13 protein-coding genes are annotated in these 12,992 nt (G+C 71.7%); 7 read left to right on the top strand and 6 right to left on the bottom strand.

Annotated elements, in window-relative coordinates:
* The first annotated feature begins 34 nt into the window (after nucleotides 1–34).
* Together AC0KTA_RS17355 and AC0KTA_RS17350 are read left to right on the top strand one after the other, a co-directional pair.
* Nucleotides 35–691 carry a SigE family RNA polymerase sigma factor gene (locus AC0KTA_RS17355; RefSeq protein WP_078620932.1) on the top strand — a complete coding sequence of 219 codons (657 nt, stop codon included), beginning with the start codon at nucleotides 35–37 and terminating at the stop codon, nucleotides 689–691.
* Entirely contained in the window at nucleotides 688–2,082 is a 1,395-nt protein-coding gene (locus AC0KTA_RS17350; RefSeq protein ID WP_481056019.1) for a hypothetical protein, read from the top strand. Before AC0KTA_RS17355 ends, AC0KTA_RS17350 begins: the two co-directional genes overlap by 4 nt.
* Before the next feature lie 59 nt (nucleotides 2,083–2,141).
* On the opposite strand, the gene AC0KTA_RS17345 is transcribed toward AC0KTA_RS17350, so the two are convergent.
* The 3 genes from AC0KTA_RS17345 to AC0KTA_RS17335 all read right to left on the bottom strand — a co-directional run bounded on the left by AC0KTA_RS17345 (nucleotide 2,142) and on the right by AC0KTA_RS17335 (nucleotide 5,766).
* Entirely contained in the window at nucleotides 2,142–2,975 is an 834-nt protein-coding gene (locus AC0KTA_RS17345; protein WP_481056018.1) for an SURF1 family protein, read from the bottom strand.
* Nucleotides 2,976–3,208: 233 nt separating this feature from the next.
* Nucleotides 3,209–4,993, bottom strand: coding sequence for a S9 family peptidase (locus AC0KTA_RS17340; RefSeq protein ID WP_481056456.1), 1,785 nt, complete (start codon nucleotides 4,991–4,993; stop codon nucleotides 3,209–3,211).
* 245 nt (nucleotides 4,994–5,238) lie between these two features.
* A complete protein-coding gene (locus AC0KTA_RS17335; RefSeq protein ID WP_481056017.1) occupies nucleotides 5,239–5,766 on the bottom strand; it encodes a GNAT family N-acetyltransferase in 528 nt (175 codons plus the stop codon).
* Nucleotides 5,767–6,050: 284 nt separating this feature from the next.
* Between AC0KTA_RS17335 and AC0KTA_RS17330 the strand changes: the two genes are divergently transcribed.
* Entirely contained in the window at nucleotides 6,051–6,599 is a 549-nt protein-coding gene (locus AC0KTA_RS17330; RefSeq protein WP_481056016.1) for a hypothetical protein, read from the top strand.
* Nucleotides 6,600–6,638: 39 nt separating this feature from the next.
* Here the strand turns inward: AC0KTA_RS17330 and AC0KTA_RS17325 are convergent, their stop codons facing one another.
* Nucleotides 6,639–7,220 (bottom strand): hypothetical protein, encoded by a 582-nt coding sequence (locus AC0KTA_RS17325; RefSeq protein ID WP_481056015.1) that lies wholly within the window; start codon nucleotides 7,218–7,220, stop codon nucleotides 6,639–6,641.
* 112 nt (nucleotides 7,221–7,332) lie between these two features.
* Nucleotides 7,333–7,782 carry a DoxX family protein gene (locus tag AC0KTA_RS17320; RefSeq protein ID WP_481056014.1) on the bottom strand — a complete coding sequence of 150 codons (450 nt, stop codon included), beginning with the start codon at nucleotides 7,780–7,782 and terminating at the stop codon, nucleotides 7,333–7,335.
* Between the two features lie 160 nt (nucleotides 7,783–7,942).
* Between AC0KTA_RS17320 and AC0KTA_RS17315 the strand changes: the two genes are divergently transcribed.
* The 4 genes from AC0KTA_RS17315 (at nucleotide 7,943) to AC0KTA_RS17300 (ending at nucleotide 12,089) form a co-directional block, all read left to right on the top strand.
* Nucleotides 7,943–9,211 carry an amidohydrolase family protein gene (locus AC0KTA_RS17315; protein WP_481056013.1) on the top strand — a complete coding sequence of 423 codons (1,269 nt, stop codon included), beginning with the start codon at nucleotides 7,943–7,945 and terminating at the stop codon, nucleotides 9,209–9,211.
* 78 nt (nucleotides 9,212–9,289) lie between these two features.
* Nucleotides 9,290–10,222 (top strand): FkbM family methyltransferase, encoded by a 933-nt coding sequence (locus AC0KTA_RS17310; protein WP_481056012.1) that lies wholly within the window; start codon nucleotides 9,290–9,292, stop codon nucleotides 10,220–10,222.
* A gap of 79 nt (nucleotides 10,223–10,301) precedes the next feature.
* Nucleotides 10,302–11,216, top strand: a complete 915-nt coding sequence (locus AC0KTA_RS17305) for an alpha/beta fold hydrolase (protein WP_481056011.1) — start codon at nucleotides 10,302–10,304, stop codon at nucleotides 11,214–11,216.
* A gap of 84 nt (nucleotides 11,217–11,300) precedes the next feature.
* Nucleotides 11,301–12,089 (top strand): MerR family transcriptional regulator, encoded by a 789-nt coding sequence (locus AC0KTA_RS17300; protein ID WP_481056010.1) that lies wholly within the window; start codon nucleotides 11,301–11,303, stop codon nucleotides 12,087–12,089.
* Here the strand turns inward: AC0KTA_RS17300 and AC0KTA_RS17295 are convergent.
* The gene (locus AC0KTA_RS17295) at nucleotides 12,076–12,852 is read right to left on the bottom strand and encodes a glycosyltransferase family 2 protein (protein WP_481056009.1); all 777 of its coding nucleotides are present in this window, start codon (nucleotides 12,850–12,852) and stop codon (nucleotides 12,076–12,078) included. The two genes, AC0KTA_RS17300 and AC0KTA_RS17295, sit on opposite strands and share 14 nt — an antisense overlap.
* Nucleotides 12,853–12,992 lie beyond the last annotated feature (140 nt).

Below are 12,992 nucleotides of genomic sequence, written 5' to 3'. Positions count from 1 at the left end.
ACAACCCTGATGGGGGGAAGCGTGTCCAACAGGCGTGGCAGAGGTACTGGACTTCACAGCGGCGAGCGGCGCGGCGGCATTGCGACCGCCGCGCCGCCCGCGCGTACCCGGCGGCATGCCGGTGATCGCCCCCATGCCCGCAGCGCGGCCCGCCCGCATCCCGACTCAGCGCGAGGGCGATGAGTTGAGCGTGACCGCGGGCACCACCGTCGACCATCTCACCGAGACCTACCGCGCCCACTACAGGTCGTTGCTCGGCCTCGCGGCGCTGCTCCTGGACGACACCGCCTCCTGCGAGGACGTCGTGCAGGAAGCGTTCATCCGCGTGCACTCCGCGCGCAAGCGGGTGCGCGACCCCGAGAAGACCCTCGCCTATCTGCGCCAGACCGTCGTGAACCTGTCGCGGTCCGCGCTGCGCCGCCGCATCCTCGGCCTGAAGCTCCTCACCAAGCCGATGCCGGACATGGCGAGCGCCGAGGAGGGTGCGTACGACCTGCTGGAGCGCGACGAACTCATCAAGGCCATGCGCGGCCTGCAGCGCCGCCAGCGCGAGGTCCTTGTGCTGCGCTACTTCGCCGACATGACCGAGGCCCAGGTGGCCGAGACGCTCGGCATATCGCTGGGCTCGGTCAAGGCCTACGGCTCGCGGGGCATAGCCGCCCTGCGGGTCGCCATGGAGGCCCCGGCATGACGCGCGAAAAGCAGGACGTGAACGAAGAGCGGGGCGCCGGGCGCGACCGCGTGCAAGACGCGGGGAACGGAACTGTGCAGCAGGGGCCCGGCGGCAAGGACCGCCCCGACCGTGAGCGCGGCGAGCGCGGTGAGCGCAGTGAGCGCGGCGAACTTGGTGAACTTGGTGTGCTGGGCTTGATCGCAGGCTCCGGCAGTTCGGGTGGCCCCGGCGGTTCCGGTGGCTCCGGTGGTGGCTCCGGCAGCTCCGGCAGTTCCGGTGGTCCCGGCGGCCCCTTCGGCTCCGGTGATGGCTCCCGCGGGGGCGGCTCGGGCGGCGGTCCCTTCGGGGGCGGCTCCTTCGGTGACGGCGACGGTGATGAGCCCGAGGGGCTCGGCGCCGACGAACTCGCGCTGCGACGCATGCTCCAGGGCGCCGTCAAGGAGATCCAGCCGGGCGACGCCGCGCTGGACAAGCTGCGGCACGCGGTCCCCGCGCGCCGCGCCCGCAAGCGCCAGGCCCTCGTCGGCATGGCCGCCGCGGCGCTGCTCGTCGGCACCGCCATCCCCGCGCTCGTGCACGTCGCCGGTTCCGGCGGCGACTCGGACGCGCGGCCCTCCATCGTGGGCGCCGGCAGCAACCAGCCCACCCAGGGCAACACCGGCGGGCCGGACAAGGACCGCGACAAGCCCGGCAAGGACACCAAGGACGACAAGTCCAAGGGCAAGAAGGACAAGAAGGACGACAAGGGCAAGGAAGGGAAGGGCAAGGAGGGCAAGGGCAAGGACACCAAGCCCGGCGCCACCGGCGGGTCCGACCCGGCCGACGAGGACTCGGCCGCCGCGTCCTCGCCCACCTGCGACGCCTCCCAGCTCGGCAACGCGACGGCCTCGGTCGGCACCGCCGAGGCCGACGGCAAGGTCTACGGCACCTTCCGCGTCGCCAACGTCTCCGGCAGCAGCTGCACCGTCACCTCCGCGGGCTCCGTCGCCGCCGCGGCCCAGGGCGCGGCCGACCCGGCGAACGTCAACGTCGTCGACCACACGGCGGGCGACGCCGCCGTCGGCCTGCCCGACCCGGCGCAGGAGTCCAGCTCGCTCGTCCTCCAGCCCGGCGCGGCCTACGAAGTGCGGTTCGCCTGGGTTCCCGCCGCGTCCTGCCCGTCGGGCGGCGGCGACCCCTCGCCGAACCCCTCACCCAGCGAGGGCGGCGCGGGCGGCGGCAACGGCGGCTCCGAGAGCGGGGCCCCGGACGGCACGACGACCCAGCTGGGCCGCGAGGACGGCGACCCGGTCGACGGCAGCGTCGCGGTGTCCCTGACGGCGGAGCCCGGATCGCCGTCCACGGGGGCGACGGTCAGCAACGCGTGTTCCGGGACGGTGTACAAGACCGGGGTGCTCGCGGCGCAGTGACCCGCGCCGCCGGGCTTCCCGGCACGGCGGCCCGCGCTGGTCGCTCAGTTCCGTGCGGCTCAGCTCTGGGCGGGTGCCGCGGTGTTCGTCTCGTCCGTGTCGTTCGCGTCGCTCGTGCCGCTCGTGTCGTCCGGTACGAGGCCGAGTGCCGCGTCCCGTGCGAACTCCCGCTCGCGGCGGAACAGGCGGAACCACATGAACAGGACGAAACCGGCGAAGACGAACCACTCGCCGGTGTAGCCGAGGTTCTGGAACGCCTTCATGTCCAGGCCGCTGTCCTCGGGCGCGGACGCCGGGACCGGCTTCATCCCGGCCGCGCTCTTGTCGCCCTGATCCAGCGTGACCCACGCGTCGTACACGTCGTCCGGGACCAGGTTCACCAGTGACGCGGCGCTGATCATGCCGACCTGGCCGGACGGCAGTCCGCCCGCCGTGGTCACGCCGTCGGAACTCATGCTCTCCGACGCCTGCAACGCACCGCTCACCGTGACCTCGCCCTTCGGCGGCGCCGGGGCCTTCTTCCCGTCGGCGTCGCCCGGCAGCCAGCCGCGCACGACCGGCAGTGCCCTGCCGCCGCCGGTCTCCAGCATCGTCAGCACGTAGTACCCGCGCTTGTCGTCCAACTCCCGGTCCGGTACGAGGAGTTGCCTGCCCCAGCGGCCGGTGGCCGTCGCCTTCTCGCCCGACGTCTTCTTGTCCACCGGGAGCAGGGAGGTGAGGGGACGGGCGGCGCCGGTGTCCGTGGTGGCCTGCCGCTTGGCGTCCTCGTGGTCCTGGACACGGTCCTCGAAGCGGCTGAGCTGCCAGGAGCCCATGAAGAGGCACACGGGGATCGACAGCGCGACGAAGACGTTGATCCCCCACCAGCGGGGGGTCAGCAGGAACCGGTACACCCCACCCACGGTACGGGGCGCCTGCGGCGGGCTCTTCCCCCACCCCGCCCCTTCCCGAAACTGGGGCTCCGCCCCAGACCCCGTATCGGCCTGAACGGCCTCGTCCTCAAACGCCGGACGGGCTGAGAATGTGCGGCTGAGTTCTAGCCCCTCCGGCGTTTGAGGAGCGGGGGTCCGGGGGCAGAGCCCCCGGTTTCGGGAAGGGGCGGGCCTGGGGCGCCACCCGCGAGGGCCTACCCCAGGTGCCGCTCCGCGAAGTCCAGCTCCAGTGCCACCTGCTTGATCCGTTCGTCCACGACCAGGGAGCCGTGACCCGCGTCGTAGCGATACACCTCGTGGACGGCGTCGCGCGCCGCGAGGCGGTTGACGTAGTTCTCGACCTGGCGGATCGGACAGCGCGGGTCGTTGACCCCGGCGGAGATGTAGACGGGGGCCTTCACCGCGTCCACGTACGTCAGCGGGGAGGACGCCTCGAAGCGCTCGGGGACGTCCTCGGGGGTGCCGCCGAAGAAGGTGCGGTCGATGGCCTTCAGGGCTTCCATCTCGTCGTGGTACGCCGTCACGTAGTCGGCGACGGGGACGGCGGCGAGGCCGAGGGACCAGGCGTCCGGCTGCGTACCGAGGCCGAGGAGCGTGAGATAGCCGCCCCAGGAGCCGCCGGAGAGGATCAGCCGGTCCGGGTCGGCGAGGCCGGAGTCGACGGCCCACTCGCGCACCGCGGCGATGTCCTCCAGCTCGATGAGGCCGACGCGGTGCTTGAGGGCGTCCGTCCACTCGCGGCCGTAGCCGGTGGAGCCGCGGTAGTTGACCCGCACCACCGCGTACCCATGGTCGATCCAGGCTGCCGGGCCCGCCATGAAGGAGTCGCTGTCGTGCCAGGTCGGGCCGCCGTGCACCTCGAAGACGGTGGGCAGCGGGCCACTCGCGCCCCGCGGCTTCTGCACGAGGGCGTGCACGCGGCCGCCGGGGCCCTCCACCCACACGTCCTCCACCGGCACGGAGCCCGGCGCCTTCATGCCGGGCGGGTCCAGGACGACCTTGCCGGAGGTGGAGCGCAGGACGGGCGGCTCGGCGGCGGACGACCACATGTACTCCACGGTGCCGTCGGGGCGGGCCGTGGCGCCGGAGACCGAGCCGCGCGGGGTCGGGACGGGGGTCAGCTCGCGGCTCGCGAGGTCGTACCTCCACAGGTCGCCGCGGGCCTCGAAGCCGTGCGCGACGAGCAGCGCGGAGCCGTCCGGATACCACTCGGCGGAGACGTCGCCCGGCAGGTCGAGGTCCAGGTCGGTCTCCTCGCCCGTGGCCACGTCCCACACCATCGGCTCCCAGCGGCCGCGGCGCTGGTGGCCCACGAGGAGGCGGGTGTCGCCGTCGACCGGGGCGAAGCCGAGGACCTCCAGGCCCAGCTCGACCGTGCCGCCCTTGCTGTCGTCGAGCTCGGCGACCGTCGAGCCGTCGGTGCGCAGGACGCGCAGCGCCGCGTGCATCGCGTCGCCGTGCTCGGTGTGCTCGACGGCGATCAGGGTGCCGTCGTGGGAGAGGTCGCCGACGCCGGCGGACTCGCGGTGGCGGTAGACCTCGGTGTGCGGCTCGCCGGGGGCGGCGTCGGGACGCACGACGTGGATCGTGGAGCCGTCCTCGTCCGTCGAGCGGCCGACCACCACCGTGCGGCCGTCGCGGCCCACGGCCAGGCCCGCCGGGTAGGACGGCGCCAGGCCTGGGACGGCGGGCTCGTCCGTGCCGCTGCCGTCGAAGGGCTGGCGCAGCCAGGTGCCGAACTCGTCGCCGTCCTTGTCGTCGAACCACCAGATCCACCGGCCGTCCGGCGACAGCAGGCCGTCCGTCGTGCCGTTCGGCCGGTCCGTCACCTGGCGCTGCTCGCCGGTGGTGCGGTCCCATGCGTACAGCTCGTATGTACCCGTCGCGTTCGACACGAACAGGGAGCGGTGCGGGGCGTCCTCCGCCCAGTCGGGCAGGGAGACGCGGGGGGCGCGGAAGCGCTTCTCCCAGTCCGGCATGGCCGCGGGGTCCGGTGTGGCCCCCGCGACCGTGCCCCGGCCCGTCTCTGCCGCGCCCCGGCCTGTCCCTGCATTCGGCTGCGTACCCGTGTCACTCATGGCCCCATAGTGCCTGGAGCGAGTGACGATCCGCTGGCGAGGCCCTCAGCCTGTGGACAACCCCCAGCCTGTGGAAAACTTTGCCCCCCACTCTCGCGCCAGCCCCCACTCTCGCCCGGGCCCCCACCCCGGCCCCGGACCCACCCTCACCCCCGCCCCGGCCGCAGCCACGCCTCCCTCGGCGGGGACGTCAGCTCGCCCAGCTTGGTGTAGGACCACGCGCGCAGGACCTCGCGGGCGGCCCCCGGGGGCGTCGCGGCGACGATCACGTCGGTCGTGTGGCGGGACAGGAGGAGGTCCCGGAGCCGGGTGGCCACGCCCCGGCGGCGGTACGCCGGCACCACCATCAGCTCGGTGATCACGAACAGGCGTCCCGCCCCGGCGTGGGCCGCCGCCTCGGCGGGCAGGAGGTCCCGCAGCGTGTCCGCGAGCGCGCCGCCCCGCTCGGCCCGGAAGCCGTACACACAACCGGCGAGCACCGCCCCCGTGTTGGCGGTCACCATGTCGAAGTCCAGTTCCTGTACGTGCCGTTCGAACCGTTCCAGGAATCCCTGGCGGGCGGCGCCGCCCCCCGGGCCGTCCAACCCGTGGCACTCCACGTACAAGTTCGCCATCACCTCGCGCTGCTGTTCCGCCTGCCACCGGGTCAGCCGTCGCAAGAACACCTCAGCCATGCACGCCTCCCACCCCGCACCCCGAGACCCGCGTCGCACCACCCCGCACGCCGCACCTGGACTCCGCATGGTGACACCACCGGCCCCCTGGCGGAACTACGCGTGTACGACGATCCGCGCCGAAGCCGCGAGCCCCTCGTCACGAGCCTTTCGCAAATCCAGACATGCCGGACCCTGGTAGATTCCTTCCGGCCGATCACCGGAACAACCGGCAAACTCGGGACAGCCAGAACAACCAGAACAGCCGTGGCAACGGGCAGGGCATCAGGGGGAGCAAGCGGAACATGTCCACGGACCCGTTCGACGGCCACAGCTTCATGACGCTGCTGGGCATCGTCTTCCTCTGCTCGGTACTCGCGGCCGGCCTCATGGCGTACGGCTGCGTCACCGTCGTACGCCTCGTACGCCGCGTACCCCGCGTACGCAAGGTCATCCGCCCCACGCCGCCGAGCATCCCGCTCCCGCACGCTCTCCGCGGCGCCGCGTCCCTGGCGGCGGCGGGCGCCCTCGCGGTGTACGCCTGGGGCGCGGTCCGCCTCCTCGCGTTCGACGAAACGGAGCGGGGTCCGGCCTGCCGCGCGGCGGAGGGCCCGGCCGACGTGACGGCGATCGACGGCTACAGCGCCACCTACTTTCCGCTGCGCTTCGGCTGCCACACGGCGGACGGCACGACGTACGCGGTGGGCGTCCCCGACTACGTCAACCCGGCGGCCCTGACCCTGACGATCACGGCGGCGGCACTCGCGGCACTCGCGGCAGCGGCGGCGGCGATCACGGCCCGCACGGGTCGCACGGCCCGCACACCGGAGCGCGCCCTCGACCGCACGGCCTGAGGCGCTCCACCACCGTCGCCGCCGTCCACGTCACGCGTGTCACAGATGCAGCATGTGCATCAACTCAGTGCTCCGCATCCCCGTGGACACCTGCGGCGCATCGTCTCCGGGCCGCATCCACCCCGCCCTCTCCGCGGCGGCGACCGCGGTCGCCTCGGCCTCGTCGGCCGCCGCGTTCAGGGCCGTGTTGGCGCCCAGCTCACCCGCCTTCGCGGCTTCCGCCGCGGCTTGCGACGCTGTGAGGGCCGCGCGGCAGGCGGCCGTGGCGAGTTCGCCGTCGCCGTCGTGGATCTGGCCCATGCGGGCGGCCTGAGCCGCGGAGGCGGACGCGTTCCTCGCGCAACGCGAGTCCGCCGCCGCGGCGGGGGCACTCTCGGAGAGCACCGCGACGGCCTGTGCGGACACGCGGGCGGCGTGGGCCGCCTTCCACGCGACCTCCTTGTCCGCCTCGTTCACCGTGCCCACCTTGCCCACTCCTTGCTCGATGTACCGGCTGACGGCCGCCGCCCGGGACGCGGCGCTCCGGGCCCGGGCCGAGTGGCTCGCCCTGAGGGCGGGGTCGGGGGGCGCGGCTTCGGCCGAGGGCCCGTCCGGCTGCTCGTCGCGGTTGAGTTCGCTCACTGGCCGTCTCCTTGTCCGCCTCGGGTGCCCCGCAGGGTGACATGCCGGGCCGCAACAGGCCAGAGCCAAACCTGACGCCGACACCGACCCCGACCCCGCCGTGCCGCCGACCTCAGACGAAGAGCCCCAGCGCATCGTCCACCGACCACGACTGCCAGCTCATCGCGAAGAACGCCACCGCGGAGATCAGCGCCATCATGAGGTTCTGCCCCTGCTCCGCCCAGTCGTGGATCATCAGTACGAGATAGATCAGGTTGAGCAACAGCCCGGCGACGAGGGCGATCGGCGTGAGGAACCCGGCGATGAGGCCGAGCCCGAGGGCCAGTTCCGCGTACGCGACGACGTAGGCCATCAGCCGCGGGCGCGGCTTCACCAGGCGGTCGAAGCCGCGGTTCACGACGGGCCACCGGTGCTTCTCGGCGATGCCCGCCGCCCAGCCGATGCCGCCGCCCGCGAACCACGACTTCTTGTCCTTGTGCCGCCAGCTCTCCAGCCACCACAGGCCGAGCCCGATCCGGAGGACTGCCGCCCACTCGGCTCCGCCGAGCCAGATCGTCTGCATCGATGTCCCTCCCGGGCGAGCCGCAGCCAACTCCTGACGGCGTGTCAGTTCAGCGGATGTGCCCGGATCCCGCAAGGCCTCGACTTCTCGGCGGTGCCGCCATAACCTCGATCTGATGGGTCGTCAGATGTAAGTCGGGTCGAAGTGGGAGGGGCGCGGCGTGAGCGGCAACGAGAGTGGCACCAAGGACGTTCCCAAGGTCATCAGCGTGGACGATCACGTCATCGAGCCCGCGCACCTCTTCGCGACATGGCTGCCGGCCAAGTACCGCGACAGGGGCCCGCAGCCCTTCACCGCGGGCATCGGCGACCTCCAGTACGTGGGCGGGAAGTACCGGTTCACCACCGACCCCGAGGGCCAGATCACGGACTGGTGGCGGTACGAGGACGAGATCTTCCCGTACAAGCGCATCATCGCGGCCGTCGGCTTCTCCCGGGACGAGATGACGCTCGACGGGATCACGCGGGAGCAGATGCGCCGCGGCTGCTGGGACCCCAAGGCCCGCCTGGAGGACATGGACATCAACCACGTGGAGGCCTCGCTCTGCTTCCCCACGTTCCCGCGCTTCTGCGGCCAGACCTTCGCGGAGGCCAAGGACAAGGAAGTGGGCCTCGCGTGTGTCCGCGCGTACAACGACTGGATGGTGGAGGAGTGGTGCGGGGACAGCGGCGGCCGGCTGATCCCGCTCTGCCTCATCCCGCTCTGGGACGTGGACCTGGCGGTCGCGGAGATCAAGCGGAACGCCGCTCGCGGCGTGCGGGCCGTGACGTTCAGCGAGATCCCGACGTACCTGGGGCTGCCCTCGATCCACTCCGGGTATTGGGACCCGTTCTTCGCGGCCTGCGAGGAGACCGGCACGGTCGTGAACATGCACATCGGCTCGTCGTCGCAGATGCCCGCGGCGTCACCGGACGCGCCGCCCGCCGTGCAGGCCGCGCTGTCGTTCAACAACGCGATGGCCTCGATGATGGACTTCCTCTTCTCCGGGGTTCTCGTGAAGTTCCCGCGGCTCAAACTCGCGTACAGCGAAGGGCAGATGGGCTGGATTCCGTACGCCCTGGAGCGCGCCGACGACGTCTGGGAGGAGCACCGGGCGTGGGGCGGCGTCAAGGACCTGATTCCGGAGCCGCCGTCGACGTACTACTACCGGCAGATCTTCTGCTGCTTCTTCCGCGACAAGCACGGCATCGAGGCGATCGAGACGGTCGGCGTGAACAACGCGACCTTTGAGACGGACTACCCCCACGTCGACTCCACCTGGCCGCACACGAAACAGGTCGCGACCGATCACGTGGGCCACCTTCCGGAGGAAGTGGCCTACAAGCTGCTGCGCGGAAACGCGATTCGTATGCTGGACCTGCCGTTCGACCGGGGGCAGGGTCGGGGTCGGGATCAGGACCGGGATCGGACGGTCTCGGCCACCCCCTGATCCCAGCTGGGTGCGGTGGGGTTCCGGGGTTCCGGGGATCCGGGGTGCCGGGAGGCGAAGGGCGAAGGGGCGAAGCAGATGAGCAGCGCGGTGTCGGAGACCCTGTCGGAGGCCCTCGCCACGCTCGGCCGGCGGTACGTGCGGGACGCTCCCGGCACCTTCGGCAAGGCCGCGCTCACCGCGCGCCACCTGAACCCCTGGCTGCGGGACCACCCGCGGCAGCGGGTCGCCGACTCCCTTTTCGGCGCCAGGTTCGCGGTCGACACACGGGACCTGATCCAGCGCTACATCTACGTGTACGGGATCTGGGAACCGCACATGTCGCGCTGGCTGCGGGGCAGGCTGCGCCCCGGAGACGTCTTCGTCGACGTCGGGGCGAACATCGGCTACCTGAGCGTCCACGCCTCCCGGCTGGTCGGGCCGACGGGCCGGGTGGTGGCGATCGAGGCGTCCCCCGTCTTCCACCGGCGGGTGCTCCAGCACGCCGAGCTCAACGGGTGCGACAACATCCGCGCGGTCAACGCCGCGGTCTCGGACAGCGTCAAGACGCTCACCTTCGTCCTCGCGAGCTCACGGAACATGGGCGCGAACAGCATCGTGCCGTGGGACGGCCCCGCGGAGTCCACTTTCGAGATGGAAGCGCGTCCGCTGCCCGATCTTCTCCGACCGGAGGAGATCGCACGAGCTCGCGTGATCAAGATCGATGTGGAGGGCGCGGAAGGCGGTGTCGTGCGCGGGCTCGCCCCGATGCTCGACGAACTCCGTCCCGACGCGGAGATCACGGTGGAGGTGACTCCGGAGCGCATGACGCAACTGGGCGACTCCGTCGAGGAGTTGATGGAGACGATGCGCAAGTACGGCTTCCACACGTACCGCTTGGCCAATGACTACGCGCCAGAGAGCTACCCGAGTGCCCTGCGCCGGCCCGAGCCTCCTGTGCGCTGGCGCGGGCCGGTCACGGCCGAGAGTGACCTGATCTTTTCCCGGGTCGACGCCGAGACGCTGACGTGAGTCAGCATTGAGGTGAGTCGGCCGTGCCCCCTGCGTCAGGGTTGACCCTGCCCCTGCGTCAGGGTCGGAGCCTGGCTGCATGACGAACAACAGCACGTCCCCGGCTCGGCTCGCGCCGCCGGTCGGAGGGTTCCAGGAGATCGACGGCCGCCGCGTCTTCGTACATCGGTCGGGCAGCGGCGGACCGGCCGTGGTGTTCCTGCCGGGCGCCGGCGCGGTCGGCCTGGACTATCTCGGTGTCCAGGAGATGGCCTCGCAGTTCACCACCGCCGTGGTGTACGACCGCGGCGGCACGGGCTACAGCGACCCCCTTCCGCTGCCGCGCACCGCCGCCGCGGTCGCCACGGAACTGCGCGAGCTGCTGCGCGCCCAGGACATCGCCGCCCCCTACGTTCTGGTGCCGCACTCCCTCGGTGGCTTCTACGCGCACCGGTTCGCGCAGCTGTATCCGCAGGACGTGGCCGGGCTTGTCTGGCTGGACGCCTTCCACCGGGAGTGGGACGACTTCATGCCGTCCGCGGCGGCTCTGGCCGAGGTCGAGCGCATGGCACCCGACCGGGAGCAGCTGGAACGGATGCGCCCGGCTCTGCGCGAGATGTACGCGGAGTTGCGCGCGGACTATCCGGAGCACGTACGGCAGGCGCTGGCCGATGCCAAGGTGAGCGACGCATGGACCGACGTGGGCATCGCCGAGCGCACCAAGTTGGCCGGGCTCGCCACCGAACTGCGGGCCGGTCCTGACCTTCCCGACGTCCCGGTGGTCGCACTCACCGTGGTCGGCACCGACCCCGGCCAGCGGGCGCTGATGTCGGAGCGGACGCTGCAGGAGATGCACGACGGCCACACGAGAATGGACGCGGCCCTGGTGAGCGCGGTCTCGCACGGCGAACAGCGCATCCTCTCCGACACCGCCCACCACCGGCTCTGCTTCGACCGCCCCGATGCCGTGATCCAGGCGATCCGCGACGTCATCGACCGGGCGGCTCGCCCCTAGAGCCGACCGAACTCGCCCTTAGAACCGACCGAGCTCGCCCTTAAACTCGGCATGACCAGGACGTACGAAGATCCGAGGAGGACGGTGCTCACGATCGGCCGGCTCGCGGCAACCGCCGGCGTGACCGTGCGCACCGTTCGCCACTACCACCACGTCGGCCTGTTGCCCGAGCCCGAGCGCGATGCCTCCGGCTACCGCCGCTACAGCGCGCAAGCCGCGGTGGATCTCATCCGGATCAGGACCCTCGCCGACGCCGGGGTGCCACTGGCCCGTATCGACGCGCTGCTGCACGCACAGCCCGCCGAATTCGCCGCGGCCGTCACCGACATCGACACCGCATTGCAGCGCAAGATCGACGAGCTCACCGAATACCGCCGCAGGATCGCGCAACTGGACAGCGGCGAAAGCCTCGTCCTGCCTCCCGAAGTGGTCGCCGTCCTGGACCGGATGCGCGGTCTCGGGGTCAGCGAACGGAGGGTACGACTCGAGCGCGACGCGTGGATCCTGATGCAGGCACTGGACCCGCACGTCGTCCCGCAGCGGATACGGGACAAGAACGCCGACCTCGACGACCCCGAGACGACGCGCCTGTCTCTCGCCTGCGATCAGTCGGTCGACTGGGATCCGTACGATCCCCGCCTGGACCGGCTCATCGACGACCTGGACGCATGGGAGATCAAGCGCGAACGGGACGGCGCCCGGCCGGGCTACCTGAAGCTGGTCTCGTCCCGCATCTCCGAGTCGTCACCGGCATGGCAACGCATCGTCGAAGCCCTCGCCCACCGCGCCGAAAGGCGCCACCGCACTGAACAGCGCCACAGCCCCGAAAAGCACCACCGCACCGAAAACCGCCGCCGCGTCAACCGCAGTTGAGCGGATGGCGCCACCGGAAAGCGGCGAGCGCCCGCGCCCGGGCCTCCGCGACCGCCATGCGGGCGTCGCGCTCCGTGGTGTCGGTGTGGGCCGGTTGACCTGTGGCCTGGCCCGGCCACTTTCGGTAGAGGAGTCCGGTTTCGGACGTGAACCAGCCGCGGGCCACCGCGTTGAGGGCGAGCAGCAGCCCGGTGTCCTCCGAGGCGGGCAGCGCCATCCAGCCGCCGAGGGCGACCAGCAGGTCTCGGCGTACGAAGAGTGTCGCCGGGTGGACCTGGGCGCGGAAGCCGTTCGCCTTCCAGTGGTCGAGGACGGCCTCGCGCTCGATCGGGCCGTGGCCGGGGTCGCCGGAGAAGCCGGCCGTGGACCCGTCCGGGAGCAGGTCGAGGGCGCGCGATGTCGCCCACCCAAGGGTCCGGTCCGCCTCAAGTGCCGCCAGATCGCGGGCCAGCGTGCCCGGCGGAAGCTGGTCGTCGGCGTCGAGGACCTTCACGTACGCGCCGTCCGCGTGCGCCAGGGCGAGCGTGCGGGCGACGCCGGGGCCGCCGGCCCGGCCCTGCCGGAAGGTCACGCGCTCGTCGGCCGGGACGTGCGGGGCGACCGCGTCGCTCTCGCCGTCCTCCTGGATCACCCAATGCCACTCCCACCCCTCGGGGAGTTCTTGTTCACGGAGCGACCTGTGCGCGTCCGCGAGGAAACGGGCGGAAGGCCCGTGGACGGCCGTGATGACGATGATGCGCCGGTGCACGGCACTCACCTCCATACCCGTGCGGTAATTGGCCCAGAGGGGTTCCGCAATGTTCCATGTAGCGTGAAAGTGTCTTTTGTCGGGTGCCTTTCCCTTGCATGGAAGAGCCCGATCGCTGGCGACGGGGGATGCACCAGCGATCGGGCTGAACCCAA

This window comes from Streptomyces sp. Y309 (genome assembly GCF_056712025.1).
This window is presented reverse-complemented; position numbering and strand designations above follow the sequence as displayed.